Here is a 25,314-nt window from a genome sequence, read left to right as displayed (position 1 = left end):
ATGCCCATCAACGACCCCACGACCGCAACCCCATCCGAGATCGACGAGGAACTTGCCCGGCTCGGCGTCGAGCGCGCGAAGGCCCACAACGCGCTCGACGGACTCCGCACCCGTATCGAGCGCCTTGTCGGATGGAACATGACCGAGGAAGCAGTCGCGTTGCGGCCTCGGCTCGAACAGGCCCGCCAGAGCATCAGCGAGTGCGACGAAGCGGCTCGTCCGCTTGACGCGGAGTTCGAACGCCGAGGCGGCTGGACCCGCGCCTGGCTGGTCCTCAACACCGGCGGCCACGTCCACCGCACCATGGCGTGCCGCACCTGCTTCCCATCCACCCAGTTCGGCTGGCTCACCCAGCTCTCCGGGCATGACGAGAGCGAGATCGTCGAGCAGGCCGGCGAGGCCGCGTGCACGGAGTGCTATCCCAGCGCGCCGGTCGAGTTCCGCAACCAGCCCAGCCGGATCAAGACCCCCGAGCAACTCGCGCGGGACAAGGAGAAGGTCGAACGCGCGATGGCCAAGGCTGCGAAAGCGATCACCGCACCGGACGGAAGTCCCCTGCACACAAAAAGATACGGGCAGATCGACACCGAGTTCACGGCCCGTCGCACCTACGCCGACGCCTTGGCCCATGCCCGGCACCTGACCAGAGCAAGCATCGCCCACCACCGGGACACCATCGCCGCATACCGCGAGGACGCGCAGCTCATTCTGACCGCGCTGGCAGCGAAACATGGCCGGACCGAAGATGACCTCCGCGACGAGATGGCACCCAAGGTCGAAGGTCGGTGGCAGCGCGAATACAAGTAGCCGCAACCGCCCGGTGAGTGTTGACCTTGTTCGGCTGCGCAACATCCACACCTCGTCTGTCCCGAAAGGACTCATCCGATGATTCTGGTTGAAACGCTGGAAAATCTCGTTTACAACTACCTCGAAGACGATGCGCGGCCCGGATCCGCCGTCGGCAAGGTCAATGCGCAAGACCTGGTCGGTCACATCGTGCAGCACCTCGCCGAGCGGGGTGTCGACATCGGCTTCACTGACGGCTCGCGGCTCACCCTGCTGGGCACCACACCAGGGCCGCCAGAGCCGCAACGGAATCGCCTTCCACTGGTGCTCCAGGACAACGGCGACGGACACGTCCGCATCTACTGCGACGGTCGTGACTGCTTTTGGTCCTGGCCGATCTATCAGTACTCGACCCCGCAGACCAACGGAAACACCATCACCAGTGCCGTCGCGCACGTCCTACACCGACACGTCCGCACCTAACGGACGGTCGACTCCCGCAGCACCCCGGCGCAGCGACCTCTTTCCAACGAAATCCCGGAGGACGAACTGAGTCGGGGTGCTGTCGTGCGCACCGAAGGAGTCAAGACATCATGGCTGCCAGCGAATCCGTCCCACCATCCTGCGGCTTCGTGCCGTTCGATCCACTGCCGGTCAGGCCCGGCCTGTATTACCGCTTCCACCATCCCGCAGTGCCTCTTGACGTCGAGCATGCCCGCTCAGTCCCTATGCACGACGGTGACTTGCCCGAACAGGACGGATGGTCCTGCTTTGCTGACCCGCACAGCCTGTGGTGCTACCTCCACGCGCTGGACTGGTTGTCGGCTCCCGAAGAAGTCGACTTCCACGAGCGCCACGTCGTCGCGTTCGGGGGCTCTCAGATCGGCACCGGCATTGATCACGAGCCGCTTGTCATGCCCGAGGGTGACCCGGAATTGCGACTGTCTTGGCATGAGTTCGAGCAACGTCTGAGTGTCACCGAACGGCCATCGGACACCTGGGCGCCCTGTTAGGCGTATCGGCGTCGCTGAGATCGCCAACAACGAGCCCGATTCTTGTATGTCGAAGCGCGATCGGCGCAGACAACTGTCCATTCAGGACACCCTCCACCACCGTGATGAAGGGGTAACCCATGCCCGCAACAACAACCGCCACCATCCCGGATCTCGCCGCCTACGACGTCATCCTCATCAACAGTAGCGGCGGCAAAGACAGCCAGGCCACGCTGCACGAAGTGTGCACCCTCGCCGCTGCCGCGGGTGTGCTGCAACGCGTCACCGTCCTACACTGCGCCCTCGGCCACGTCGAGTGGCCCGGAACCAGTGAACTCGCCCGCAAACAGGCCGAGCATTACGGCGTCCGCTTCGAAGAACGCCACCGCGAGCAAGGGCTCTTGCTGGACCAGGTTCGCCGCCGCGGGCGCTGGCCGTCGTCCTCGGCTCGCTATTGCACCTCGGACCAGAAGCGAGGCCCAGCAAGGAAACTCATCACGCAACTCGTCGCTGAACTCGGCGACCTGCCCCGACCGGCCCTCGTACTCAACTGTATGGGCCTGCGCGCCGAAGAGTCCCGCGCCCGGCTGAAGAAGGCTCGCCTGACCCGTGACGAGGCAGCCAGCAGCGGCCGACGCACCATCGACACCTGGCTGCCGATCCACGACTGGACCGAAGAGCAGGTGTGGCAGTGCATCCGGGCCTCAGGCGTGCCGTACCACCCGGCCTACGACCAAGGCATGACCCGCCTGTCGTGCTCCCTGTGCGTACTCGCCAGCCGCGCGGATCTCGTGCGCGCCGCACGACTTCGTCCGACGCTGGCCGCCGAGTACGCCGAACTGGAGGCCGAGATCGGGCACCGGTTCCGTAACGACCTGTCCATGGCCGACATCATCACCGCGGCGGAGCAAGCCGCAGCAGCGGAACACACCGAGGAAACGGAAACGATCGAGCTTGGCCAGGGCCAACTGTGGTGGCCGAGGTCTGAGCGTCAGACCGACCGTTACGGCACCGTATTCCTGCTCACCGGCCCGGACGGCGACACCTACGTCTCCTTCGGGAACGCACCTGTCGGGCAACCGGGACGACTCGTTGCCGTCGTGGTCGAGACGCGACGCTCCGGCCATTGTGGCGACATCGCGCGGTCCCTGGCGCCCACCACGCCAACGGTCGGTGAGGAGATCACGCTCGGCGCCGGCACGCTGTTCACCGAAACCGACGCCGACCTCGGTGTGCCCACCGCCGTCGGCCTCGTTCCGGACGACCAGCGCGACACCGACTGGCTCGTCCCACGGGCCTTGTACCGCTGCCACAACCAAACCGTGCGGCTCGAACTCCGCGTCGACAGCCCCACCAACGGGCGCGTACGCGACACCAGGCCGCGCGGTGCGTGACGCCCGGCCGCCGAGTCCGACAGAGAGGCTCGCGCGACGGTCCTTGATCCACATTCAGCGTCGCGCACGGACCGTCGTGTCCACGCACCCCAAAGGAGAACAGGAGAACGATCATAACCGATGTTGTCGTGCCGCCGATTCCGTTGTCGCTACAGCGCCTTCCGACCGTGGGCGGGCTTGTCGTGCCCCGCACGGCCGACGGGCGGTACCTGTTCGGCTCGGTCGACTGCGACCTGATCGGCCGCGCCTTGCTGAGGAAGGTCCCTGCGAAGGCGACCTGTTCCTTACCTGTTCGAAGTTCCTCACCACCACGGACTACACGCCACGCCTCAAAGAACGACTCCTTCTGGAGCGCAAACTCGCCCACGACGCACTTCAACGCGGATGGCCCCGCGAGGCCGCGGCGCCGCGGCCAACCGCATCAACCAACTGCTCGCCGAACTAGGCGAAGACATCATGGAGTGAGCGGCCCGTCGCGCTGGAAGTGGCGGTGAGGGACCAGCGCCCTATGCTGTCGGTTGTGACGGTTGAGCAGACCCTCAAGAAGCTTCAGCACACGGCGCGTCAGAAATCCGTCCCTGACGCCAGCCGTCATCTGACCTGGAAGTTGCCGGATGACCTGGCCACCGAGGACGCGAAGTTCATCGTGCTGGACAGAGCCGACTGCGACCTGAAGGACCAACTCATCGCTGAGCTGGCCAGCGATCTGCGGTTCGAGCACATGGGAGAACCAGAGAAAGCCGTCCTACGGTTCGTTGCCGACGCAAGTCTCCGCCGCGCCGCCAATCATGTGTCGGCCTTTATCGAGCAATACGCCCGCGTGGTCGAGGAACACACCATCGTCTTCACGACCTTCCATCTTGACCTGCCGGAGCGACTGGAGTTCGGTGGCGTGAAGCTCTTGCCCCTCGAAGACGAACTCGTCCCGGACGTACCCGAACTGGCGAACATCCCGGACTGCGGTGGGTACCTAATGACGTCCTGCCAGGGAACTGACTACGGCCTGATGGAGGCCCGAGCACGACAGGTCGCAAGGCGAGCGCTGGGATTGCTGCGGGTCGGTATGCAGATGGAGTTCAGGTACCACCGCCGGCAGTTGCGGTTCCGTCTCGGCGACACGTACGTGATCGCCGACAAGCAGGTGGGTTCGCAACAACGCGACGACATCGCCTACACCGCGCCGCTGCACCGCGATGTGCTTGACCGCGTCTTGGGCAGAGCGGTGACCCGGCTCCCGGTCCTCCCGCAGAAGAAGGGTCTGATAAAGCAGGCGCAGCTGGCACTGGATTGGATCAACCGCAGTCTGGTGGCCTCCGAGCCGTTGATCGCCATGCTGTACCAGTTCTTCGCACTGGAAGCCATGCTCGGTGACACGGCCGAAGGGCTCAAGTCCCACCAGTTGGCCTTCCGCCGAACGATGCTCGGCCACCTCGTCGACGGCGGCTGGCCAGCGCCGGAATCGATCTACGGCCAATACGACAAGATCCGGTCTGCGGCCGTCCACGGCAGCGAGGCACCCGTCATCAGCCCGAAGGCCGCAAGCCTATTCGAGTCTGACGTCATCCAGACCGTGGAGCAGTGCTTGACCTTCGCCACCGCCAACGATCTGACAACGCGCGCCCAGGTTCGCCGAGCGCTCGCCGGGCACCAGAACGTCCAAGTCGTGTTGGAACACCTCCAGGCCCGCGACCCGGAATGGGCGAACTTCGTTCCCTCAACCACGTAGGCGAACCTCGAACCCGCCCGCCGATGGATTGAACCGCCTCGCCCCGCAGGTCCTTCTGATCTCGGCCGATCCACAGGTTGCTTCTTGACGCCCGTCGTACGACGCTGTCGAGATAAACCCCTGGTGCGCCGCCTACACCAGCGAGTCCTGCCCGATGATCGGCGGAGACTGGATCGCTACCGCTCGTCCCTGCCGCGCCTGGACACGAACATGCTGCCGGCACCCAATGCGGCGACCCGCCACGGCGCGGCTACCGAACCGTGGTTCGCGGTCTGGCTCGCTGGCTATCAAGTGATCACCGACCACGGCAACCTCGCCGCCTCCTACGCCGGCACCCCGCCGCTGCGCATCCGGCCCATCGCCTGGCGCCTGCCCAACCTTTTCTAGAAACCCGGCTGCCGGCCCTACCTGTGGGAGGTCCTTGCGGTGGTGAGCGCGGTGAGTGTCGCGATGACGGCGAGCAGCGCGGCGAGGCCGCCCATGCCGATGCCGAGGGTGCTCACAGCAGCGATGGCGCCGACCAGGAGTGGACCACCGGCGTCGCCGAGTTCGCGGCCGACCTCGGCCGCGCCGAGGGTTTGCCCGAGCCGTTCGGGTGGTGTGGTGGCGGCCAGGTGCGCGAACCCGATCGGGGTCACCAGCCCGGTCCCGGCGCCGATGGCCAGCGCGGCCAAGAGGATCCCGGTGATGCCGGGCACGATCGCGGTGACTGCGATGCCGGTCGCGGCCAGGCCCAGGCCGAGCACCAGACCCGTCCCGTCCTGGATCCGGCCGGCGTCACGGGCACGCCCCGCCCAGGGCTGGATCAGGGCGGCGGTCGCGGCCAACAGTGATATGGCCGCTCCGGTGGCCAGCGGGCCGAGCCCGTAACCGGCACCGGCCACGGGCAGGAACCCGACGCCGACGGCCAGCGCGGCGGTGGCCCCCGCGAGTGCGGCGGTGGGGCGCAGGAAGCTGCCGGAGGCCAGACGGCGGACGAGGTCGAGCACGGTCTGGCGGGTCTTGGGCAGCGGCGCGACGGCGGGGACCGCGAGTGCGGCCCACCCGGCGACGGCGAGCGCGAGCGCGGCCAGGGTGGCGAAGAGCAGGGTGTAGCCGCCGAGGGTGATCAGCACCCCACCCAGGACCGGGCCGAGGGTGTAGCCGAGTCCTTTCCACGCGCCGTAGCCGCCGAACGCGCGCCCGTGGCGTGCGGCCGGGGCGAGCCGGGCGACGAGCGTGCCGGCGGCCGGGGAGAACGCCGCCGCGGCTGCGCCCTGCCCTAGCCGAGCCACCCCGACCAACGCGGGGTCCCCCGCGACGACGAACGCGGCGGACGCGACGGTGAAGGAGAGTAGCCCACCCAGCAGGACCGGACGGGGTCCGATGCGGTCGGCCAGCGACCCGAACACCGGTTTGAGGATCACCTCGGCCCCGTCGTAGACAGCCAGCAGCAACCCCAGGGTGAGCAGGGAGGCATGTTCGCGTTCGGCGTATCCGCCGAGGCTCGCGGCGATGCTGTGGGCACCGAACGCGGTGACGAACCCGGCGGCGTACAAGGGAAACAGCCGACTCCGCGAGGTCGTCACGGTGGTGTCCCGGGCGGTTCAGCGCTCACCGTGGTGTCCTCGTTCCGTCGTCGGGTAATCCGCGCGGGCCATCAGGTCAGGCTGGGATGGTGTCGCCGGTGCGGACCCGTGGCGCAGTGGTGAGCAGTGGGCGCAGCGGGGTGCGTTCGGCGAGCGTCAGCAGCCAGACCAGCAGGCGACGGACCAGCCAGAATCCGAGCAGGCTGACCGCGGCGCCGACGACGAGGCCGGCGAGGACGTCTTGGGGGTAGTGGGCGGCGATGTAGACGCGGGAGAACGCCATCACCACCGCCGCGAGCACGGCCAGCAGCCCCAGACGTCGGTTCACGAGGAACACGGCCGCTGCGACGGCGCCGGCCATCACCGCGTGATCGCTGGGGAACGACGGATCGTGGCTGTAGTGCGCCAGGACCAGCAGGTGCGGCAGCGTCGTGTACGGGCGGGGTTCGCCGACGAGAGCGGCGATCGGCTGGTTCACCCCCAGCGCAGCGAACATTCCCACCGGCGCCCACAACGCCGCCGCCATCATGGTCGTGTCCGCGCGCCGCCGCGCGGCCCACCAGGCGGCGAGCATCAGCGCGGCGAACACAACGATCCCGTAGGCGGCATACGCCGACACGATCCCGTGCAGCCACGGGGTGGCGCGGGCCAAGTCGTTGATGTCCAGGAACAGCTGGGTGTCGGGGTTCATGCTCGATGGTCCTTGTCGGTGTTCGGTGGGGTCACATCTGGTGCAGGGCTTGGAAAACCCGGTCGGTGTAGTCGACCAGCCGGTCGGTGCAGTGCTTGAGCTGCTGCTCGGCCTCAGCGGCGGCCGGGGCGCCGAACACGTCGCGGGCCTTGATGTCGCGGTGCCAACGGCGCAGCCGTTCCAGGCTCTGCTCCTCCTCTTCGAGCTCGGCCATCGTGAACTTGCCGATCCGGATCTCCTTGTCGATCTCGGCGTCGAACTTGCCGCAGTCGGCCAGGAACTCGGTCCACTCCTCGGTCCGCTCGGCGGTGAACAGCGCCTCCAGGCGGGTGGCGTCCGGCTCGGCCCGCCCGGCCGCGTCGAGCACCATCACCTCGCCCTCGCCGCGCTGCGCGAGTTCGATCACCCGCGCCACGCCGTCGGCGAAGACCGGAGCGTCCGGCACCACCCAGGCGCCCTGGCCCAGCGACAGTGCCCCGGCCCGGCGCAGTTCACGCCACACCGCTACCCGGTGCCGTGACGGCTCGGCCGGGACCCGCACCACCAACACCAGCCAGCGCGGCCGTTCATCCTGCTTGGTCACGCCTCGGAATGTAGCAGCAGTTACAAGCACGCCCGTTACGGGACGGGCCGATGCGCGTGAGTGCCGACGTCACGGACGTGCGCCGGAACAGGACCGCACGAACGTCGTGGCTGGGCTCGGCGGTGACATCAGCGGTAGGTTCTCCCGATGCGGCGCGCGGACGTATCGGTGAGAGTCGGCTGGATCTGCCTGCTCGTGGTCAGCGTCAGTATCCTCGCCTTCGGCGTGGTCGTGGCGGTGGTACCGATGGGCACTGATGGCCTGCTGTATCGCGCTGACGGACTGGCGTCGATCGGGGTGGGCCTGTTCGGCGGGCTACTCGCGCTGATTCCGTTTCGCCGCCGCGAGCGGTGGGCGTGGTTCGCGCTCTGGTTCTACCCGGTGTTCTGGCTGGCGCACCTGGTCGGCGGGTTACCGCCGGGCAAAGACCACATCCACCAGGTGGTGTTCATCGTGCTCTCCCTGACCGGGCTGCTGGTTCCGGCACGCGAGTTCATCCGGCCCGCCCAGCGGTAGGACGAACGCGATGAGCGTGAAGGCCCCGCTCACTGCTGCCCACCGAAGATTGTGCGGGCCTCGCGGGCGGCATAGAACACCAGGACGTACCCGGCGACCGGGTCGGCCCACCACCAGCCCGCCGCGGCGTTGCCCACCAGCCCGGCCAGCACGGCCACGGCAAGGATGCCGTCGACCAGGGTGACACGGCCCTCTGTGCGCAGCACCGGATTGCTTAGCGCAGCACCGGTGCGGGCCTTGCCGAACGCCAGGACGAACATCACCACCGCGGTCAGCGTCGACCACACGATCCCGCCGACGCTGGGCCGCGGGTGATAGCCGATGGCCAGCATCAGCGTGGACTGCACCAGCAAGTAGACCGCCAGCCCCGCGAAGGCGATACCGATCAGCCGCAGCGCCCGGCACTGCCGGGCCTCGCCAGTGCCCGACAGCTCCCAGATCACCACCGTCGAGGCACCGATCTCAATTAACGAGTCCAGCCCGAACCCAGCCAACGCCACCGACCGCGCGGTGACCGCAGTGATCGCCAGCACGACGATGCCAATCACGTTCCAGGCCAGGGTGACGTACTCCAGGGCGAACCCACGCTGCAGCAGCCGCGATCGGGCGGCGTCCTCGATGTTCTGCACGACGACAGTCTGCCCGACCGCTGCTCACAAACGCAGCGCCACAGCTTCGCGAGCAGCACACGACCGGAAATCATTACCTGGCAACAAATCTGGTCGGCTTAAACCTCTCTCAAACGCCAAGCTGACTCGAACCACTTGCATCGTCACCAGGGACCCGGCGTCAAACATTCAATCGGAACTCGTCGTCGGTCAGCCATCGCGCCAAGAGCGCCCGCCTGCCGCCGTGCAGCAAGCGCTCATCGCCAGCCGAGGCCGCGGCGAAGCGGCCTGAAGTACTCACCGATTCTCCGTCTACTTGAAGGGATAGCTCCATGTCTCGGTTCGACTTACGCCCTGCGCACATCGACGGACTCGTCAACGCCGGCCTGCAATTCGGCATCATCGGCGTCTTCGACGATCTCACCCCCGTCGGCCAGATGCTGCTTCAGCAACACCGCCCCCACCGCGAAGTCGATCAGGAGGACAGCAAGCCGCCGGACTACGTCGCGACGGTGACTGACCGTGCACTGCATCCGATCGCCGCGCTGTGCCTGCTGGAGTGCTACGAGTACCAGACCAGCGGCACGATCGACTGGCACACCAGCGACGCGCACGATTGGACGCGTCGCTTGCGCGAGACGGTGCTGACCCGGCTGCCCGCCGAGGCCAAAGCGACCGTGCGCCATGGAACGAATTACGTCCCGGCCTACCGGCTTCTGGATGCCTACACCGAGACACCATGGGGCATCACGGAACTCGACCAGATTCCCGAAATAGGGGACGGCGTCATCGAGGTCCCGGTCGTCCGGAAAGGACTGCGCGCGCAGATCCTGACCGGCCCGATCCACTGCCCCAACAAGGGCCTGTCATCCCACGTCCGCCACGTGACGATCCTTGGCGTCGGGGACGAGCGGGCGCTGCCCGCGTTCGCTCGGATCTCCGAGCCCTCGGATGCCGCTCCGGGCGTCTACCTGCTGTTCCAATACGGCCGCTACGTCGCGCGCCCGGCAGACGCACCGCCCGGCAAGTGGTTCATGGCTTCCGGTGCTCACCTGCACACCAGCGATTCTCGCTGGCGCGAGCTGATCGGGCACAGCCTGCCCATCCCGCTGCACGACCGCACCGAGCCCTAGCCGGACCAGCGCCAACCGCACCCGCGAAACCCATCGACCTGAGCAAGCCCTACCTATCGAGGAGTTGAACCATGCCTTCACATGACGAACTGCGCGCCCGGCTGTTTCTTCTGCACGCGGCCGAACCGCCCGCAGCCGCCATTCACCACTTCGTCGCCGTCCACGGGCCGGTCGACGCCGTCGCGCAGATCCGACACGGCACCGCCCCCGCCGCCGTACTCAGCGAGATCACGCGGCCCGAAGCCCGGATCGATGACGACCTGCGAGCCCTCGATAGTGGCACGGCGCACCTGCTCACCCCCGAAGGGGACGACTGGCCGCTCGGACGGCTGACCGGTCTGGCCCGCCTCGGCGTCCCGCTCGCGCTTTGGGTGCGCGGCAGCGGCTCGTTGGCCGAACTCACCAGCCTTGCCGTCACGGTCACGGGCGCACGTGCCTCCTCGGCATACGGAAACACAGTCGCCGCCGATCTCAGCTACGAGCTCGCCCACGTCGGGGTGACTGTCGTCAGCGGCGGCGGCCTCGGTGTGGACGAGGAGGCGCACCGCGGCGCACTGGCCGCTGACGGCCGGACGATCGTCGTGCTCGCCAATGGTGTCGACCTGGCCCATCCGCACCAGCACGCACGGCTCTATCAGACAGTGATCGAGCAGGGCGGCTTGCTGGTCAGTGAGTACCCGATCGGCACGCCGCCAGCCCGCATCCGGTTCCACGCCCGGTGCCGGCTGCTGGCTGCCCTCTCCGCAGCGACCGTGATCACCGAAGCCGGCCAGCGCAGCGGCGCCCTTACCGTCGCCCGAGCCGCTGGCGAGCTCGGGCGGCGGGTCTACGGAGTCCCTGGCCCGATCCACTCCGCCCCGTCGAAGGGCGTCAACGAGCTCCTGCGGACCGGCGCTGCCACGGTGGCCAACTCCGTAGAGCACATCAACTACCAGGAGGGACTGCGATGAATAGTCCTGACCGCTATCAGACGGCTTTGGCCACTCTCCAGCTCCCTGATGAGTGGCAAGTCGACGTGGCAGTCCGTCCACGGCGCCGCCGCGTCGGCATCGAGGTCAAGCCCGGCGGTGCCGTCGCTGTCTTGGTCCCGCCGTTGGCGGACCCGGAGCAGATCGTGCGTTTCGTCCGAAGCCGACGCCGTTGGATCACCGAGAAGGTCGACCTAGCCGTACGCCTGGCGCCCGACCACCCGGTCAAAGAGCTCGTCAATGGCGACGAGTTCGATCTGCTGGGACAGCGGTATCAGCTCCAACTCGTTGCCACCCCGCCCGCAGGCATCGAGCAACTGCCAGCTGCGACGGCGGACCGGATCCTGTACGCGCGTGCGCAACGACCGGAGCAAGTTCGCCAGGCGATCATCGGTTGGTACCGACAGGTTGGTCTCGACTGGGTAAAGCGCGAGGGACGCCAGTACGAGCAGGACGGCCGCATCGGGGGCCTTCGGTACGAGGTACGCGACCTCGGCAGGCATCGTTGGGGGCTGTACCGCGGCGAGCCGAAGCACATCACCGCTCTGCACTGGGCGGTATTCGGCCTGCCCGTGCATCTCGCCGAGTACGTGCTCGTGCACGAGCAGGCCCACGCGACCAGGCCGGGCGGTCGGGCCCATGGGGCCGCTTGGCAACGGCGCATGAACCTGTGGATGCCCGACTGGCGCCAGCGTCAGCTCGAACTCGCCGAGGTTGGCCGTCATTGCTGGCTAGGGGACTGCCGCCTGCCCGGAGCGGCCGTTTAGCGACCGGGCGTCGTCACGCGCGTCAACAGACGGCGGGTCACCTCGGTCGGTTCCCCGAGGTGACCCGCCGCGCACCCGCAGGTGTCGTAGCGGGGGGACTGATAGACATGTGTGATAGACATGCAGGGATCTCGATCGTTAGTTGTGCACGGCCAGGACAACGCCCGGAAAGAGAGGCTTCCCGATGAGCGAGGATCCCGAGGAGGTCCTTCGGCTTCGTGTCGTGCGGGCCGAGGTCGAAGACGTCAAGGAGAAGCTCCGCGCCGCTCGCGCCCAGCAGGAGGAACTAGAGAAGAAGGTCACTGACCTGCTCGCGAAGCAACGCAAGGCTAGAGACAACCGTCGCGAAGCCATTCTCGCCGCCGATGCCGCGGGTATTCCGCGACTGCGGATATCCAAGGAAGTCGGCATGCCGCGCGGCAACATGTACAAGCTGCTCGCAGGAGACAGCAGCGACGATTCGTGACCGCAGCTTCCACCAAGACCTGTCCAAATTAGACGCGAGAATCGGCAACTGGTCGACTGGCCGCGAGATAGTCATCGCCGCCCCAGTGGTACCCGCTGGTCTGAATCGGCTGTCCAAAATCGGGCGCGTGCACCATCTTTCCGGCCCCGATATACAAGCCGACGTGATGGACGTTGCCCGGTGTGCCGTAGAAGACAAGGTCTCCGGGCAGCAGCGGCTCCCCGGTTGACACCAGCGGGCCGGCGTTGTATTGCGTCTGGGCCGTCCGGGGCAATGCGATGCCGGCAGCGTTGTAGGCTGCCATGGTCAAGCCTGAGCAGTCGAAACCCTTGTCTCCGCTGGACGGCCCGTTCCCACCCCACTGGTAGGGCAGTCCGAGTTGCCCGCAAGCGAAGTTGATGGCCATGATGGCAGCGGGGTTCGGAGCCTGGATCTTGTTGCAGTCGCCGGTACCGACCATGGCATCGCCGTATTTCTTCGCCTGCGCAAGAACGTCGTTGACGTACCAGTCGGCGTGGTTGTACGCGAAGATCGCTTTGCGAATGTCCTTTGGTGCCCCAGAGTCGCAGAGGTAGTACGCCGCGGCGTAGATAGCGTCATGTGGGTTGTATCGGGATGGCGGTGTAGATCCGCCTGCTGGCAACGAGTGTCGAGCTGTCACACCGTCGAATGTGGACTGTAGGAACTGCATGGGCCCACCTGCGCCAGCGAAATTTTCTCCGCTGGAGACGCCTGGCAGGGTCGATCGGCCGTGGTTGGTTTCGATCTTGCCGATGGCTGCGAGGATCGACCAGTCCAGGCCGGGGCACACGGTCACGGCTTGCTGGTAGTGGGCGAGGTAATTGCCGGGAATGTCGGCGAGTGCTTCCTGGCTAGGCTGGGTGCTGCTGCTACCGAAGAGGGCCTTGACGACGGCCTGCCCGATACCGCCGATCAGCATGGGGATGGCGATGATGGCCGCGACAGCGGCGATGGCGATCTTCATGGGGTCACCTCCGGAAACGGCTGGTGGGCGGTGATGGCGGGATCGGGTCCGGCGCTGCGAGTTCCGCTGGCGCCTGCTGGACCGGGAGCGACGTCGAGGACGGCGCAGCGGCAGGCGGGTCGACGTGGGGCCAGAGCTGGGCGAGCTCGACGAGTCGCAAACGGCCGGGCCGTCGCGATGACGGGCCGGAGACCGGGAGCCACCGGCCAACTGCGGGGTTGTTCTCTCCGCCCACGCCCGCGACGTCCGCGGCGCTGGTGGCCACCGGCACCAGCCCTGGGCGGTCCAGTTGGGACAGCGCGTCAGCGAGCGCCCGACGTGCGGTGGTCTCGCGACGGTTGGTGGGCAGCCAAAGAAGAACGGGCGTGGTGATTCCTGTTTCGGTGGCGAGCTTTTCGTAGCCGTGGAGCTTTCGGCCGAGCTTGCCGAGGTCCTCGGTGCCGAAGTCGAATTCCAAGAAGAACTCGATCTGGTGCCCGTCTTCGCGCCAGCGGCCGTAGGCGTCGGGGCGGACCATGTCTCCGAAGAGCCGGCCGCAGCGCAGTTCGGACCACCACGCGGTCAGCCGTCCGCGTGCGCCGGGCCGTTGGCTGAGCGCAACGAGGGCGGTGAAGAACCCGTTGATGCCAACGGTGTGCGCCAGGCGCAGCGAGTGTGCGATGCCGATGGCGTCTTCGTGGCGGTAGCCGAGTTGCTTGGGATCGAGGCCGTCCTCGTAGGCCAGGGCGACTGAGCCTGCGATGTCGAGCACGTAGTGCATCGGGGCGGTGCCGGAGGTGACGAACGGCTGGAAGCGGTCGACGACGCGCCACTTGAACAGGTCGAGCATCCTGTGGTTGGCCGCGCGCATGGTCGGGTAGCAGAGTTCAACGATCTGCTGGGTGGTGAGAACCTTGTGCTCGTAGAGCATCCGGGCCAACCATCGGTCCCGAAGCGTGAGCCGCCCGGCGAGCTGGGCGTGGTGCTCCCCGGTCGTGGCCGCGCGTGGCGTAGGACGCTTCGGCATGTGCCCGCGCAATGCCCTTTGGGGCGTGGGATTCGAAATCATGGGTACGCACCTCCCAGGTGTTGGCAGGAGTTGGGAATGGCCCGAGAAGCGCAGGACCGGCTCAAAGGGCCGCGATGTGCGCGAGAGATGACCCCGCATGCGTTGCGGGATAACAAGAACTGACGGGCTACGCTGCTCGGCGTGGGTCTGCGGTGGGCTGACCAGAACGCCCTGTCGTGTTGTCTGGGTCGGCGACAGGCGGTCGCGTGTTGATCTTTGCTGCCTTGCGGATTGCCTTGGCGCGTCCGGGAATCGCGGGTCGGAGTTTCTCGGTGACCGCCGTGAACGGCGGTGCTTCCTCACCACCCAGGACGAGTCGGGCGGCGACGTGGTAGACGCCGAGGTTGGACAGGTCGTGATCACTCAGCCGCGGCATGGTGTGCCGTGCCAGCCTCTTTGCGTCCTCCGGAGAGGCGTTGAAGAAGATCTTCGACCGGGCGTTGGTGCTGATGCCCTCTTCCAGCTCCTTCGGTAGCTGCCCGAGGTACTGGTGCGCTAACGCCATGGAAAGCCGGTAGCCACGGGCTTCGGCGAGCATGTCCTCCAACGGATAGGCCAAATTCAAGAAGTTGTGGCATTCGTCCACGTACAAGGAGGCGTCCCGGCGCTGACGCTGGGGGACGCGGGCTCGGCGTGAAGCGGCCTGCCAAGTACGCGCGACGACAATTGAGCCGACCAGCCGCGCGGTTTCCATACCCAGCGCATCGCGGGCGATCCGCACGAGGCAGATGCCGCCCGTGTTGAGCACCTCGTCCATGTCCACTGTGGATGCACCGCCTGCAATGGCGGCGCGGACGAACGGGCGCAGGAGAAACCCGCGGACCTTGTTCATCAGCGGGGCGATCACCTGCGCGCGTGAGGCGTCGGACAGGTCGTCGTACCAGGACCAGAAGCCTTTGAGGACCTCGTCGTCGATCTGGTCGCAGGCCCGTTGCCGGAATGCCGGCACGGTCAGCAGCTTGGGTAGGTCGTTCAGGGTCGGCGTGCCGGGCATCGCGGTCAGGGTGAGCAGGCCGGCGCGCAGGATGTCGTCGGTGCGCGGCCCCCAGGAGGAGGCGTAGATCCGAGAGAAGATCGACACGAGGTTGTCGACCGCGCGGTTCTTGTCCGTTCCTTCCAGGGGATTGAGCACCGGCGGGCGGCTCTTGCTGTCGGCGTCGAACAGCACGACCTTCTCGCCGAGTTCCTCGGGCAGCCGCATCAAGATGTCCGAGATGAGGTCGCCCTTCGGGTCGACCACGACCACGGCACGACCGGCCTCGGCGTCGTTGAGGATCATCCGGGCCATCAGCTCGCTCTTGCCGGAGCCGGTGGCGCCGAGGATGTGCAGGTGGTGGCGGGCGTCGGCGACGTGCAGGCCGACCGGGCGGGAGTGCCCGGAGTCCGACAACCCGAGGGGCTTGATCAGGTCACCGGTCGTGGCGATGCCCGGCGGGGGCGGCACAGCCTTCGCGCCGGCCCGCTGCAGGCCCGGCACGGCTTCGTCGATCGGCAGGTGCGCGATCGCGGCCAGTTCCGGGATCGAGAGCAGATCGCCCTTCCCGAGCCGGCGGTCGGCCAGCACGGTGACCGGGTGGCGGAGCCGGACCCGGCGGTAGTAGTTGTGCTCGGAGTACGCGGCGAACGCGGAGGCGATCGCGTGCCCGCGGCCCCTCAGTACCTCTCGCACGGCCTGGATCTCGCCGGGTGTTGCGTCGTTGGGGACGGTGGTGGCGACGGCGTAGCGGATGCGGGTCTCGAACTGGTTGGCGCGCAGCTTCTCCACGACCGCCCGGTCCTGGGCGGCGTACTCCAGGCTGGTCTGCCGATCCAACTGCGGCGTCCGCGTGCTGGTCGACGGCTTGGCCTTCTTGCCCGGCGTGATGGCATCGAGCAGTCGGCCGACCACGTTCACCGAGCCGCCTGCGTGCACCCGGCGGGCCGCCCGGCGGGCCTTGGTCACCCGGTGACCGGCGACCGGGCGGACGAGGATCTGCACGCAGGCGCGCTCGTGCGGGCCGAGTCCGACCGGCGCGCCGAGCAGCGCCCGGATCGGGTCGGCCTGGTGGTCGGTGCGGATAGGCAGCGCCTCCGAGCGCGCCAGCCGCAGCTCACCGCCCACAGCTTCGACCTGTCGGCCTGCCGCGGCGGCGAGCGGGATCGGCGGCTTGGCCGGGGTGGTGCGGGTATGGGAGCCGGGCCAGGCCGCTTCGATGGCGCGCTCGACCATGCCGGGTGGCACGAGGCCGGGTACCCACAGCCGGATGTGCACGCCGTCGTCGGTGAACGTGAGCTCGAAGCCGAGGTGCGGCTGCCCACTGAACCGACGCCGCCAACCCGGCCGCAGCAAGCCGACCAGGTTGGACCACACGGTGATCGCCCCGGACGGGTCGACTGTCGGCGGCGCCAGCACGGTGATCAGCCGGGCGTCGGTGACCAGCTTCTCGTGGTAGCGGCGACGCCACCGGCGCCGCGCGACGACCGCGGTGGTGATGACGACCGCGAGCACCGGCCCAGCGATCGGGCCCCAGGCCAGCGCGAGGTCACGCAGGTGGGCCAGCACGTTCTGGAACGCGCCCAGTGGGTCGCGCAGATAGTCACCGACCGGCGAGGCGAGCACGCCCACGGCAAGGTCGGCGCGCGGTTGGGCGATAGAGGACACGGGTACGGCGATGATCGACGAGGACATCGGGGACCTCCCACGAAGGCAGCAACGGAACAGGCGTATGAACTGGGCAGGTCGGGTCAGGCCGCCCGCGGCTGGTCTACCTGCCCCGAGGCGCGGGCGGCTTCGCCGGGCTCGACGGCGGGGCGGGTGTTGTCGACGACCAGATGCAGATGCCGGCGGCCTTGGCGGGTGGCGCGTTCGGCGTCGACCTCGGCCTGCCATTCGGAGAACCGGCGGCCGGCCAGCCGCTTGAGGTAGGCGGGAATCCGGTTGGCTGGGACACCGACGAGTCGCGGGCCGAGCACCGCGAGCAGATCGCTGGCTTCCTGCGACGCCCAGCCGCCGGCGGCGATCGCCGCTTCGTCGGGAAATACATCGGCCACCCGATCTGTGGCCAGGTTCAGGGCGGCATCCTGCGTTCCGCCGTAGGAGTAGACCCACAGGAAATTTGCGGGCGCGTTCGGTTCTGTGAGCCGACGGAACCTGTCGACTTCTTTTGTGTACGCATAGAAATTCACGTCAGGGCGGGCACGGCAAATGCGTAGCCACGCGCGCAAGTAGGCGTCGCTGAAGAAGTCGCCCGCGTCGTGAATCCTGATCCAGGCGCCGTGGAATCTGGGTGCTCCCAGCTCGGCGACCATGGCGGTTTCCCAGCCGGGCAGGTCGTCGAGCACAAACATCAGGTTCGCCTGGTGTTTGGCGCGCACGACTGGCCATGTATAGGTGCCGTGCCGGGCGTAGCACGCCCGTGCGCAAACCCCGGCCGACGGACATGTGTTGTAGGTGCGGCCATCGGCCAGGCGGCCAGCCCACGCGGGCAAAGACCAATTCCACACGCCGATCTGCTTCATCTCGCTGTTTTGGGTGAGCAGCCGAGCAGGCCGCCGAGCAGTTCCCGAATCAGGCTGAATTGCCGTCATGACTTTCCCCTTTAGTGAGCTTCGCTGCTGGATGGATCTGGTGCAAGAAAGTGTGGATCGCGATGTGACCACGAGGAGTCGAGTTCGAGATTCCGACTTCGTGCGAAGCGGACGCGCGTAGTCAGCGTGATCCAGTCGCGTCGCGATCGACATATTCATCGGGTGGCAGCGTGATCACGACCTCAAGACCCCCGGTGTCTCGGCGGCGTTCCCAGATCTCGACGACGACACCAAGTGACACCAAGACGACAATGCCGAGATAGACCACAAGGGACTGGAACGGCCAGTGCGCGACAACTGCGATCAGGACGATGAACACTCCCAGGCGAAGTAGGAGCGCCAGCGCACGTCGGCCGGATAATGAACTACTTTGCATTCGTTTTGATTGCATGATTAACTCCTCAAATAGGCGTGTTGATAGAGCTACCTTGTTGCGGGTTATCGGTTTATGTCGTTCTATGCGGCGTCGAGTTCGATTTGCGACGCGTCGCCGTCGTCGAACGAGTCTGCGATTTCCGCGTCGTCGTCTGCGCCGAGTTCGACGTAGGAGGTTTCGATTCCTGACGAGTTGTCGGAATATCCGGCGATTTCCGCGGGATTAGACGTGACCAGCTGATGTTCGACCGGTGAGGCGATGGACTGGAACGCCACTCTCTGAGTTCCGGTCGACAAGAGCCCCTGGCCCCGATCCGCGGAGAGCAGGAACTGCCGCTCGCCCATCGAGAGATCGAACGTGCGGGTGATCTCGTCGATCGCCTGCGAGGCTTGCCGGAGCAGGATCTGCGTCGCGGCGTTCGCGACGACGGCCTTGCCCAGATCCGAGCCGAGCACATCGGCGGTGTCCTGCGTGGCCACCGTGAGGCCGGCCCACTGCTTTCGGCTTGCCTTGGCCATCCGGAACAGGAACTCGGCTCCTGCGGGTTCCTTCATCAACAACCAGGCTTCGTCGACGACGACCAGCCTGGGTTTGCGGATGGCAGGGTTGGAGACCTGCCGCCACACCGCATCGAGCGTCAGCAGGGTGCCGATGGGCTTGAGTTCGTCGGCGAGATCCCGCAGCGAGAACACGACCAGGTGCCCCTCCGGGCGGGTCGTGGTCGGGCCGGAGAACAGCCCGGAGAAGGCGCCGGTGACGTAGGGGTGCAGCCGTGCCGCGAGCTCGACCCCGGCGGGGTCACCGGTGTCGGCGAGGACCTCGGCGAGGTCGGCCAGCAGCGGCGCAGGACGGGTCCAGGTCCGCGGATCGGAGGTGATTCCGACGCGCTGGTAGGTCGCGGTGATCGCCCGGTCCAGCGCGGCGCGTTCGGTCGCCGCCAACTCCGCGCCGAGGAGCACCGAGATGACGGTGTGCAGGAACAGCGACCTGCGGATCAGCGCGTCGCGGGGCGCGGTGCGCTGGCCGTCGGGGCGGGTGTGGATCGGCAGGTCCATCGGATTGAGGCGGACCTGCTCGGCACCGAGGTGCACGTAGGTGCCGCCGACAGCGGCGGCCAGCCGGGCATACTCGTCCTCTGGGTCGATGACGTGGATCTCGATCCCGCGGTACAGCGAGCGCAGCAACTCCAGCTTCACCAGGTAGGACTTGCCCGCGCCGGAGCGGCCGAGGATCACCGAGTTGTGGTTGTCCAGCGCGAACCGGTCGTGGTGGACGAGTCCTTGGCTTCCGACGTTGAAGCCGTAGAGCACTCCGGTCGGTGCGCCGACCGAGGTCGGGTCCGGCGGCGGCAGGTCCGGGCTGGTGAACGGGAACGCCGCGGACAGCGCGGAGGTGTCGAACGTCCTCCTCATCCCCACGAGATCGAGGCCCATCGGCAGACTGGTGATCCAGCCCTGCAGGCTGCGGTAGGTCGTGGGTTTGCAGTCCAGCAGCAGCGACGCTGCCAGCGACCGGATCGCGGCGACCTCGTCGCCGAGGGCTTCCTCGGTCGGGGCATGCACCGTCAGGTACAGGCCCATCCGGTACAACTTGCCTTCACCGCGGGCGACCCGCGCGGACAGGTCGTAGGCGTCTTCGGTGGCTGCCTCCACGGCGGGGTCGAGCAGCCGTCCCTTCTCGCTGGTGTGCCGGCGTCCGGACTCCAGTTTCGACAGCTGCTTCTTGAGTCGGTTGGCCGCGGTGACGGGGTCGATCGGCTCGATGTGCAGTGAGACGTCGACCCGGCCGGGGTAGGTCAGCAGCGGCTGCAGCCACCCGTTGTGTACCTCGCGCGGGTAGCCCACGACCGCGAACGAGGAGACCCATTCGCCGCCGACTTCCAGCGCGCGAGGGCGGACGGAGATGGCGTCCGGGGTGAACGCGCCGGCCCGCCCGAGCGGCGGCTGCGTGGCCGGCGCCTTCTGGCGGCGGCGCTTGTCCTTGGTCTTCATGAGCGGTACCTCCCCGCGGAGTTGTTGTAGTCGTCGGGGTCCTCGGCGTCGTCGTCCCAGGCGTCCTCGGCCTCGTCGAACTCGTCGTCGGTGGCGAACACGGACTTGCCGAACGCGGTCTCGTCCCAGCTCTCGTCCGGGGCGGTGGTGATGACCTCGTCCGACCCGGCCAGGCCGGCGCTCGGCGGGATCAGCGAGTCCGGGTTGCAGGCCGCGGCCAGCACCGCGGTGGCCTGCCCGGCATCGAGCGGGACGACCGTGATCCCCGAGGGCGAGAGCAGCTCGACCGCTTCGCCGAGTCGGCGCACCAGTCGGGCTTCGGCGGCCCGCTGGGTGGCGTCGTCGACGTGGCCGGCTTGCTTGGTGGCCTTGCGCCGTGCCGACAGCACGGCCAGCGGCGAGGCGCCGCCGAGTCCGTCGGTCGGGCCACCGGTGACCAGCGGTTCGCGCAGGATCAGCAGCACCTGGCGCCGCAGCAGATCGGTGGCGCGACCGAGCTGGTCGAGGTAATCGGCGTGCTCGCGCGCCGCCCGTTCCAGCGCCGGGTGTGGCAGTCCGCCGGCCTGCTCGCGGAGCTCAGCGATTTGCCCGGACAGGTCCAGCCGTTCCGCGCGAATCAGCACCTGCACGGGTGCGGTGAGGGAATGCAGATACCGCCCGAAACTGGCCACCAGAGACTCCTGCTCGGCTGGAGTGCGGAGCGCGAAGTTGATCGTGGAGCAGACCGCGACCACGGCGACACCGTCCTTGCCGAGGTCGATGACACCGGTCTCGGTGACCGCTTCGGCGGGCAGCCGTAACGCGGCCGGCGACACCGTCGACGCCGCGGCCCCCGCGCTCTGCTTCCCTTTGGTGCTGGCCTTGCTGGTGGCGTTGACTTGGTTGTTGAGCCACTCGGGAGCGGGCCGGATACCTTCTGGTGCGGCCACCCGGTGCTGCGGGCTCAGCCGCTGCTTTAGCGCTGCCAGGACCAGTCGGTCGAGGGTGATGCCGTCGCGCTGACCGAGCGCGAGGACCGCGGCGGTCGCCCCGATCGGGATGGCGACGATCAGGAACACCGCGACCGGGACGAACTGGCGGGTGATCGTGTACGTCCCGTACAGCACGATTCCGGTGATGGCGAGGATGAGCAGTTGCCGCGCGGTCAGCGGACCGATGACGCGGTCCTCGCGATCGACGTCGGCGGGAATTCTTACCGGCTGACTCATTTCCCTTCACCTCCTGGGGCGGGCTTCGGTGCACGGAACACCGGCGGCGGAACGGATTGCGTCCGCCGGTAGGCGTCGCCAATGCGGGGCTCGGGGTGCGCCTGCCGGAACACCGGCGCGGCGGGCGTGGACGCCGGTTTGGCGGGACTCGCGGGCTGCGGCGCGGGCGGCGTGGCCGGCTGGAATCGCAGCTGCGATGGCACCGACGCGACACGGATCGGGCGGGCCGGCGGCGGAACGGCGCCGCGTCGACGTGGCCCACCCGCGGCCTGGAACTGCGGCGCCGAGCCGGGACGCGGCCCTCGTCGCGGCGGTGTCATCGGTGTGGCGGGCGTGGGTGCGGAGCTGAATTCGGGAGGCATGGTTGGTCCCTGGTTCGCCGGAGTGACGGCGGGGTCGTGGGTGGTGTCTTGGGGTGAGGGCTGCAGGAACTGCGGTGCCTGCGAAGGCAGCCGCGAGTGGCGGGCCGCGCGGGCGCGCTCGGCGTCATGGGCCGCTTGGAGCCGCTTGTTGACCATCGCCGGAGTCGGCGCGAGGCGTGGCTGTGCAGGCCATGGCGGGTCCGCTGAGCCACCTCCGCCGCGGCCACCTCCGCCGCCCCCGCCGCCGCCGGACTTCGAGCCGACAGCAGCGCCGGCCTTGCCGAGACCACCAGCCTTGCCGGCGACCATGCCGAAGGTCTTCGCCGCGACGTACGCGCGAACAAGACCGCCGAGGAACGAGCGGCCGGAGCCGACCTTGACCGCCTTCAAGAGCCAGAAGGGGATCTTGAACAGGATGAAGAACAGGGCCATCGCGGCGACGAGGGTGCCCAGCGCGGACAGCGTTGAGCCGAACAGGTGCATGCCGCTGGAGAGGAACGTGCGCACCGCGGTGATTAGCACCAGCGCTTGAGCGAACTGGATGGCCAAGGTCGCGGTAAGGGCCTTCCACCACCAGCGCGCGAGCGGGTCGGTGTGCGGCAAGGCATGGCACATCAGGAACAGCGGCCCGCTGATGATCAGGACCAGGGTGATGGCGATCCGGACCACGTAGACGACCAGCAGAGCCAGACCCACGACCACGAGGACCAGGCCGACCAGGATGATGAACAGCCCGCCGGTCTGGATGCCCTGAACGGCGTCCTTAAGGGTGTTGCCCAGGGAAGGCGCGTTCACTCCGTCGCCGAGCACGCCCAAGGTCAGGGCGTTGGCCAGCTTGATGAACTTGTCGGCAAAGAACAGCGACAGCGCCGAGGCCAGAAATGCGATCGGGATCCGCGGCCCGATCTCCTTGATCGAGTAGCGCGCTTGGACGCTCTCGTGGCCCATCAGCAGGATGCCGCCGCCGAGGATGAAGAAGCCGTAGAGGGCGAGGACGAGCTCCCAGGAGTTGTTCCACAACTCGCCGATGCCGGGCAGGTCGCTGATCGCCGGTGTGGACAGCGCGGTGTTCCCGATCAGGTCCAGGATCGGTGAGAGCGCGGCGTCGACGACGCTGCGGAACGCCGAGTTGATGGCCTCGGTGATGCACGCGCCGATGTCGGTGATCCCGCAGTCCGAACTGTTGTCGCCGTTGCCGTCGCCCGGTTGCTGCGGGCCAGTGCCCGGCGGTGGAGTGGTCGGTTGCGGGATGCAGTCCTCGCCCGTGCACGGCTTGCTCGGAGTCGTGGTTGGGACGGACGAGGTGCAGCCGATCTGGCCGGGGAAACTGCATGTCGTCGGCGCAGGTACACCGGTCGGGAGCGGCAGGAGGGTCGGCTGCGGCTTGGTCGTGGTCGGGCCAGGCAACTGGCAGACCGGCAACGGTGAATCCGGAGGGCAGGGATCCACGGTCGGGATCGGCAGCGGCGGAGGCTGCTGCGGCGCGGCGGGTGAGGCCCACGCGCTGACCGCGAGGACACCGACCAGGAGCACGACGATGCTCAGCGCCAGCAGCCAGCCCGCGCGCCAGCGCCGCGGCCGACCGATCGGCGGCCGGTCGGCGCTGGCGTCGGAGACCGGGGAGAGCATCACTCGGTCCGCGGCGGCAGCGATCGCGACCGGGCCGCCGGACCGGCGGTGCGGGCGAACCGTGGGCGGGGTGCTGACGGCCATCGGTCAGGCCCCCACGATCCCTTTGAGGATCTCCACGACCAGCGGCGCGAGCGCCGCCAGGGCGTAGCCCCACCCCGCGGACTTGAAGCAAGTCTTCGCTTTCTCGACCTCGCCGGGGTCGCCGCCGCCCATCACGTAGCGGACGCCGCCGATGGACAGGAACACTGTGGCCAAGCCGGCCAAAATGCCCATGATCCAGTTGCGGATGTTGTTCAGGACGTCGGTCACCGAACCGGCGATGGCGAGCACCACGGTGTCGGCGTGTGCCGAGGAGGCCGACGCCAGCAGCGCGAGGACCGCCAGTTCGACGATCAGGGCCATGTGGGCCCAGCGCCGCGGTCGCACCGGTGTCCAGTCCGCCAGCGTAATGATCGGAGCATTCATCGGCTGGCTGCTGGTGACCTCGTTCGGCGTGCTCGCTGAGGTGGTCTCGACCAGCGGCTGTGGACGGTCGTCGAGACGGGCGCTGCGCGGCCCGCTCACGGCGGTGAGGAATCGATCGATCAGGCGCATTGGGGCACCTCCGGAAGTCGGGCTGAGAGCGGGTGTGTCCCGCAGCCCTGAACTCCGGAATTCGGGTCCGTTTTGGACACGCGACCCTGAACTTTCTGCGCCGACTCAACCTCGGGCACCGACACAGAAAGTGACGACCGTGGAAGGTTTCGGACCGGCCTGGCTGAGCGCGCGAGAGCCACCGAAGTGGCAACCTGGTCGATCAGCGGGTCAGTCGGATCGGTCTCGGCGGCGCCATCGCGCAGGTACTCAGCGAGCCGGAGCTCGGCGCGGTTGCGCGCCTTATAGACCGCCCACTCGCCGGTCTGGTGCTGCGCGGCCCAGTCCGCGACGGCGACCTCTTCCAACCGGGTCGCGCCGATCAACGCGGCCTCAGTCTGGGTCAGGACTCCGTCCGCGACCGCACGAGCGAGGACCAGATCCGGGTGCCCCCACGGTGCGTGCGGCGGGGTGGATCGAAAGCCCGGCGCGACCGGGGTCGGACCCGCGAGCGCTTCCGCGAGCGCCTGGTAGCCGGACCGGTAGGCGTCCCACCGCAGCCGGAGCATGATCCGCGGCGGGCGCAGATCGATGGTCGACAGCGCGGTCAGGAAGCCGCGCAGAACCTCGGCGTGCACGTCGGCCGGATCGCCGGCGAACCGGTTGGTCAAGGTCGCGGCGACGGAGGTCAGCGCGGGCAGCGCGACCCCGACCGCGACGACCGTCCAGGTCGCTCCTTCTGTGCGGGAGCGCAGCACCAGATGCGCCCACACCGCGTCCCGCGTCGCCTGCGGGCAACGGCGCGCCAGCAGCCGGTCGCGGACCTCGTCCAGCGGTATGCGCCGATCAGGCAGCCCCGGAAAGAGCCTGCCGTTCAGCGACACCGGATGAGGCCCGGTCACCAGCCAGGTAAAGGTGTCCCGCGCGATATCCAGCGAGTTCGGAACAGCGGCGTCGCAACCGCGACGGAAAACAGATTGTGCAGCCATGTCGTGTCTCCCAGGGCGTCGATGTGAACAACAACGACGTCAGGAAGCCACGACCGATACCAGCGAAATACCACGCCATTACTAGCTCCCAACTAGCGAAGCGCCCTGAGGGCTACTAGCGGACTACTATTTCGCCCGCGAACGGGCGCCCGCAAGATCCACTTCATCGTGGTCGGGCCGTCAGGTGTTGATCAACACTAGTACGCGCTGAACTGGGCTTATAGTCGAACACTAGTAGCGCACTGGTATCCAAAGGGACGCGAGGGGCAGTAGATAGTGAGCCTGCCACAAGATCAACATGACAGGCGGGAGAAAAATCTTGAAAAGTCCGTCGCAGCCCGTCCAGAACTCGGCTCGCGGAGCTCGCGCAGATATCGCAGTTCGG

Annotated in this window: 25 protein-coding genes; 11 read left to right on the top strand and 14 right to left on the bottom strand. The window is 67.7% G+C overall.

Going from position 1 to position 25,314, the window contains the following annotated elements; translation table 11 throughout:
- From BMY97_RS28925 to BMY97_RS47265, 6 genes are all read left to right on the top strand, one after another.
- Positions 1-807: a hypothetical protein gene (locus tag BMY97_RS28925; protein WP_143086321.1), complete on the top strand. Its 807-nt coding sequence runs from the start codon at positions 1-3 to the stop codon at positions 805-807.
- A gap of 78 nt (positions 808-885) precedes the next feature.
- A complete protein-coding gene (locus BMY97_RS28920; RefSeq protein ID WP_091622482.1) occupies positions 886-1,269 on the top strand; it encodes a hypothetical protein in 384 nt (127 codons plus the stop codon).
- Between the two features lie 110 nt (positions 1,270-1,379).
- A complete protein-coding gene (locus BMY97_RS28915) occupies positions 1,380-1,799 on the top strand; it encodes a hypothetical protein (RefSeq protein WP_143086320.1) in 420 nt (139 codons plus the stop codon).
- Positions 1,800-1,918: 119 nt separating this feature from the next.
- Positions 1,919-3,172, top strand: a complete 1,254-nt coding sequence (locus tag BMY97_RS28910; protein ID WP_091622475.1) for a phosphoadenosine phosphosulfate reductase domain-containing protein — start codon at positions 1,919-1,921, stop codon at positions 3,170-3,172.
- A 520-nt stretch (positions 3,173-3,692) separates the two neighbouring features.
- Complete coding sequence (locus BMY97_RS28900; protein ID WP_143086319.1) at positions 3,693-4,898, top strand: hypothetical protein; 1,206 nt, start codon at positions 3,693-3,695, stop codon at positions 4,896-4,898.
- Between the two features lie 210 nt (positions 4,899-5,108).
- A complete protein-coding gene (locus BMY97_RS47265; protein ID WP_177231593.1) occupies positions 5,109-5,285 on the top strand; it encodes a hypothetical protein in 177 nt (58 codons plus the stop codon).
- 17 nt (positions 5,286-5,302) lie between these two features.
- On the opposite strand, the gene BMY97_RS28895 is transcribed toward BMY97_RS47265, so the two are convergent.
- The 3 genes from BMY97_RS28895 to BMY97_RS28885 form a co-directional block, all read right to left on the bottom strand.
- The gene (locus BMY97_RS28895) at positions 5,303-6,466 is read right to left on the bottom strand and encodes an MFS transporter (RefSeq protein WP_091622469.1); all 1,164 of its coding nucleotides are present in this window, start codon (positions 6,464-6,466) and stop codon (positions 5,303-5,305) included.
- Between the two features lie 76 nt (positions 6,467-6,542).
- Complete coding sequence (locus BMY97_RS28890; protein ID WP_091622467.1) at positions 6,543-7,157, bottom strand: phosphatase PAP2 family protein; 615 nt, start codon at positions 7,155-7,157, stop codon at positions 6,543-6,545.
- Between the two features lie 31 nt (positions 7,158-7,188).
- Positions 7,189-7,740 (bottom strand): Chromate resistance protein ChrB, encoded by a 552-nt coding sequence (locus BMY97_RS28885; protein WP_091622465.1) that lies wholly within the window; start codon positions 7,738-7,740, stop codon positions 7,189-7,191.
- Between the two features lie 147 nt (positions 7,741-7,887).
- Between BMY97_RS28885 and BMY97_RS28880 the strand changes: the two genes are divergently transcribed.
- A complete protein-coding gene (locus BMY97_RS28880) occupies positions 7,888-8,256 on the top strand; it encodes a hypothetical protein (RefSeq protein WP_091622462.1) in 369 nt (122 codons plus the stop codon).
- A 29-nt stretch (positions 8,257-8,285) separates the two neighbouring features.
- Here the strand turns inward: BMY97_RS28880 and BMY97_RS28875 are convergent, their stop codons facing one another.
- A complete protein-coding gene (locus tag BMY97_RS28875; protein WP_091622459.1) occupies positions 8,286-8,885 on the bottom strand; it encodes a cation diffusion facilitator family transporter in 600 nt (199 codons plus the stop codon).
- 311 nt (positions 8,886-9,196) lie between these two features.
- Here BMY97_RS28875 and BMY97_RS28870 point away from each other — a divergent pair, with 311 nt between their 5' ends.
- From BMY97_RS28870 to BMY97_RS28855, 4 genes are all read left to right on the top strand, one after another.
- A complete protein-coding gene (locus tag BMY97_RS28870) occupies positions 9,197-9,997 on the top strand; it encodes a hypothetical protein (RefSeq protein ID WP_091622456.1) in 801 nt (266 codons plus the stop codon).
- Positions 9,998-10,068: 71 nt separating this feature from the next.
- Positions 10,069-10,947: a DNA-processing protein DprA gene (gene dprA, locus BMY97_RS28865; RefSeq protein ID WP_091622453.1), complete on the top strand. Its 879-nt coding sequence runs from the start codon at positions 10,069-10,071 to the stop codon at positions 10,945-10,947.
- Positions 10,944-11,732: a M48 family metallopeptidase gene (locus BMY97_RS28860; RefSeq protein ID WP_091622450.1), complete on the top strand. Its 789-nt coding sequence runs from the start codon at positions 10,944-10,946 to the stop codon at positions 11,730-11,732. Before dprA ends, BMY97_RS28860 begins: the two co-directional genes overlap by 4 nt.
- Positions 11,733-11,916: 184 nt before the next feature.
- Positions 11,917-12,198: a hypothetical protein gene (locus tag BMY97_RS28855; RefSeq protein ID WP_091622448.1), complete on the top strand. Its 282-nt coding sequence runs from the start codon at positions 11,917-11,919 to the stop codon at positions 12,196-12,198.
- Positions 12,199-12,226: 28 nt separating this feature from the next.
- Here BMY97_RS28855 and BMY97_RS28850 read toward each other — a convergent pair whose 3' ends face one another.
- The 10 genes from BMY97_RS28850 to BMY97_RS28805 all read right to left on the bottom strand — a co-directional run bounded on the left by BMY97_RS28850 (position 12,227) and on the right by BMY97_RS28805 (position 24,929).
- Positions 12,227-13,183 carry a C40 family peptidase gene (locus BMY97_RS28850; protein ID WP_091622445.1) on the bottom strand — a complete coding sequence of 319 codons (957 nt, stop codon included), beginning with the start codon at positions 13,181-13,183 and terminating at the stop codon, positions 12,227-12,229.
- Between the two features lie 4 nt (positions 13,184-13,187).
- Positions 13,188-14,231 (bottom strand): replication-relaxation family protein, encoded by a 1,044-nt coding sequence (locus BMY97_RS28845; RefSeq protein ID WP_091622443.1) that lies wholly within the window; start codon positions 14,229-14,231, stop codon positions 13,188-13,190.
- A gap of 127 nt (positions 14,232-14,358) precedes the next feature.
- Positions 14,359-16,899: a DUF8128 domain-containing protein gene (locus BMY97_RS28840; RefSeq protein ID WP_091622440.1), complete on the bottom strand. Its 2,541-nt coding sequence runs from the start codon at positions 16,897-16,899 to the stop codon at positions 14,359-14,361.
- A 56-nt stretch (positions 16,900-16,955) separates the two neighbouring features.
- Positions 16,956-17,798 (bottom strand): GP88 family protein, encoded by an 843-nt coding sequence (locus BMY97_RS28835; RefSeq protein ID WP_091622438.1) that lies wholly within the window; start codon positions 17,796-17,798, stop codon positions 16,956-16,958.
- A gap of 121 nt (positions 17,799-17,919) precedes the next feature.
- Positions 17,920-18,189, bottom strand: a complete 270-nt coding sequence (locus tag BMY97_RS28830; protein WP_143086318.1) for a hypothetical protein — start codon at positions 18,187-18,189, stop codon at positions 17,920-17,922.
- A gap of 65 nt (positions 18,190-18,254) precedes the next feature.
- Entirely contained in the window at positions 18,255-20,165 is a 1,911-nt protein-coding gene (locus BMY97_RS28825) for a VirB4 family type IV secretion system protein (RefSeq protein WP_091622433.1), read from the bottom strand.
- On the bottom strand, positions 20,162-21,373 hold the full coding sequence (locus tag BMY97_RS28820; RefSeq protein WP_091622430.1) for a PrgI family protein: 1,212 nt from the start codon (positions 21,371-21,373) through the stop codon (positions 20,162-20,164). The genes BMY97_RS28825 and BMY97_RS28820 overlap by 4 nt, the downstream gene beginning before the upstream one ends.
- Positions 21,370-23,448: a TrbL/VirB6 family protein gene (locus tag BMY97_RS28815; protein ID WP_091622427.1), complete on the bottom strand. Its 2,079-nt coding sequence runs from the start codon at positions 23,446-23,448 to the stop codon at positions 21,370-21,372. Before BMY97_RS28815 ends, BMY97_RS28820 begins: the two co-directional genes overlap by 4 nt.
- Positions 23,449-23,451: 3 nt before the next feature.
- The gene (locus BMY97_RS49780) at positions 23,452-23,961 is read right to left on the bottom strand and encodes a pilin (RefSeq protein ID WP_483860485.1); all 510 of its coding nucleotides are present in this window, start codon (positions 23,959-23,961) and stop codon (positions 23,452-23,454) included.
- Positions 23,952-24,929, bottom strand: a complete 978-nt coding sequence (locus BMY97_RS28805; RefSeq protein WP_091622424.1) for a hypothetical protein — start codon at positions 24,927-24,929, stop codon at positions 23,952-23,954. The genes BMY97_RS49780 and BMY97_RS28805 overlap by 10 nt, the downstream gene beginning before the upstream one ends.
- Positions 24,930-25,314 lie beyond the last annotated feature (385 nt).

Source organism: Amycolatopsis saalfeldensis (genome assembly GCF_900110575.1).
Lineage (GTDB): Bacteria > Actinomycetota > Actinomycetes > Mycobacteriales > Pseudonocardiaceae > Amycolatopsis > Amycolatopsis saalfeldensis.
This window is presented reverse-complemented; position numbering and strand designations above follow the sequence as displayed.

Excerpts from the sequence above, each read along its gene's own strand:
- BMY97_RS28925 (WP_143086321.1), top strand. The coding sequence starts at position 1 with ATGCCCATCAACGACCCCACGACCGCAACCCCATCCGAGATCGACGAG.
- BMY97_RS28920 (WP_091622482.1), top strand. The coding sequence starts at position 886 with ATGATTCTGGTTGAAACGCTGGAAAATCTCGTTTACAACTACCTCGAA.
- BMY97_RS28915 (WP_143086320.1), top strand. The coding sequence starts at position 1,380 with ATGGCTGCCAGCGAATCCGTCCCACCATCCTGCGGCTTCGTGCCGTTC.
- BMY97_RS28910 (WP_091622475.1), top strand. The coding sequence starts at position 1,919 with ATGCCCGCAACAACAACCGCCACCATCCCGGATCTCGCCGCCTACGAC.
- BMY97_RS47265 (WP_177231593.1), top strand. The coding sequence starts at position 5,109 with ATGCTGCCGGCACCCAATGCGGCGACCCGCCACGGCGCGGCTACCGAA.
- BMY97_RS28890 (WP_091622467.1), bottom strand. The coding sequence starts at position 7,157 with ATGAACCCCGACACCCAGCTGTTCCTGGACATCAACGACTTGGCCCGC.
- BMY97_RS28880 (WP_091622462.1), top strand. The coding sequence starts at position 7,888 with ATGCGGCGCGCGGACGTATCGGTGAGAGTCGGCTGGATCTGCCTGCTC.
- BMY97_RS28870 (WP_091622456.1), top strand. The coding sequence starts at position 9,197 with ATGTCTCGGTTCGACTTACGCCCTGCGCACATCGACGGACTCGTCAAC.
- dprA (WP_091622453.1), top strand. The coding sequence starts at position 10,069 with ATGCCTTCACATGACGAACTGCGCGCCCGGCTGTTTCTTCTGCACGCG.
- BMY97_RS28860 (WP_091622450.1), top strand. The coding sequence starts at position 10,944 with ATGAATAGTCCTGACCGCTATCAGACGGCTTTGGCCACTCTCCAGCTC.
- BMY97_RS28855 (WP_091622448.1), top strand. The coding sequence starts at position 11,917 with ATGAGCGAGGATCCCGAGGAGGTCCTTCGGCTTCGTGTCGTGCGGGCC.
- BMY97_RS28850 (WP_091622445.1), bottom strand. The coding sequence starts at position 13,183 with ATGAAGATCGCCATCGCCGCTGTCGCGGCCATCATCGCCATCCCCATG.
- BMY97_RS28845 (WP_091622443.1), bottom strand. The coding sequence starts at position 14,231 with ATGATTTCGAATCCCACGCCCCAAAGGGCATTGCGCGGGCACATGCCG.
- BMY97_RS28840 (WP_091622440.1), bottom strand. The coding sequence starts at position 16,899 with ATGTCCTCGTCGATCATCGCCGTACCCGTGTCCTCTATCGCCCAACCG.
- BMY97_RS28835 (WP_091622438.1), bottom strand. The coding sequence starts at position 17,798 with ATGACGGCAATTCAGCCTGATTCGGGAACTGCTCGGCGGCCTGCTCGG.
- BMY97_RS28830 (WP_143086318.1), bottom strand. The coding sequence starts at position 18,189 with ATGCAATCAAAACGAATGCAAAGTAGTTCATTATCCGGCCGACGTGCG.
- BMY97_RS28825 (WP_091622433.1), bottom strand. The coding sequence starts at position 20,165 with ATGAAGACCAAGGACAAGCGCCGCCGCCAGAAGGCGCCGGCCACGCAG.
- BMY97_RS28820 (WP_091622430.1), bottom strand. The coding sequence starts at position 21,373 with ATGAGTCAGCCGGTAAGAATTCCCGCCGACGTCGATCGCGAGGACCGC.
- BMY97_RS28815 (WP_091622427.1), bottom strand. The coding sequence starts at position 23,448 with ATGGCCGTCAGCACCCCGCCCACGGTTCGCCCGCACCGCCGGTCCGGC.
- BMY97_RS49780 (WP_483860485.1), bottom strand. The coding sequence starts at position 23,961 with ATGCGCCTGATCGATCGATTCCTCACCGCCGTGAGCGGGCCGCGCAGC.
- BMY97_RS28805 (WP_091622424.1), bottom strand. The coding sequence starts at position 24,929 with ATGGCTGCACAATCTGTTTTCCGTCGCGGTTGCGACGCCGCTGTTCCG.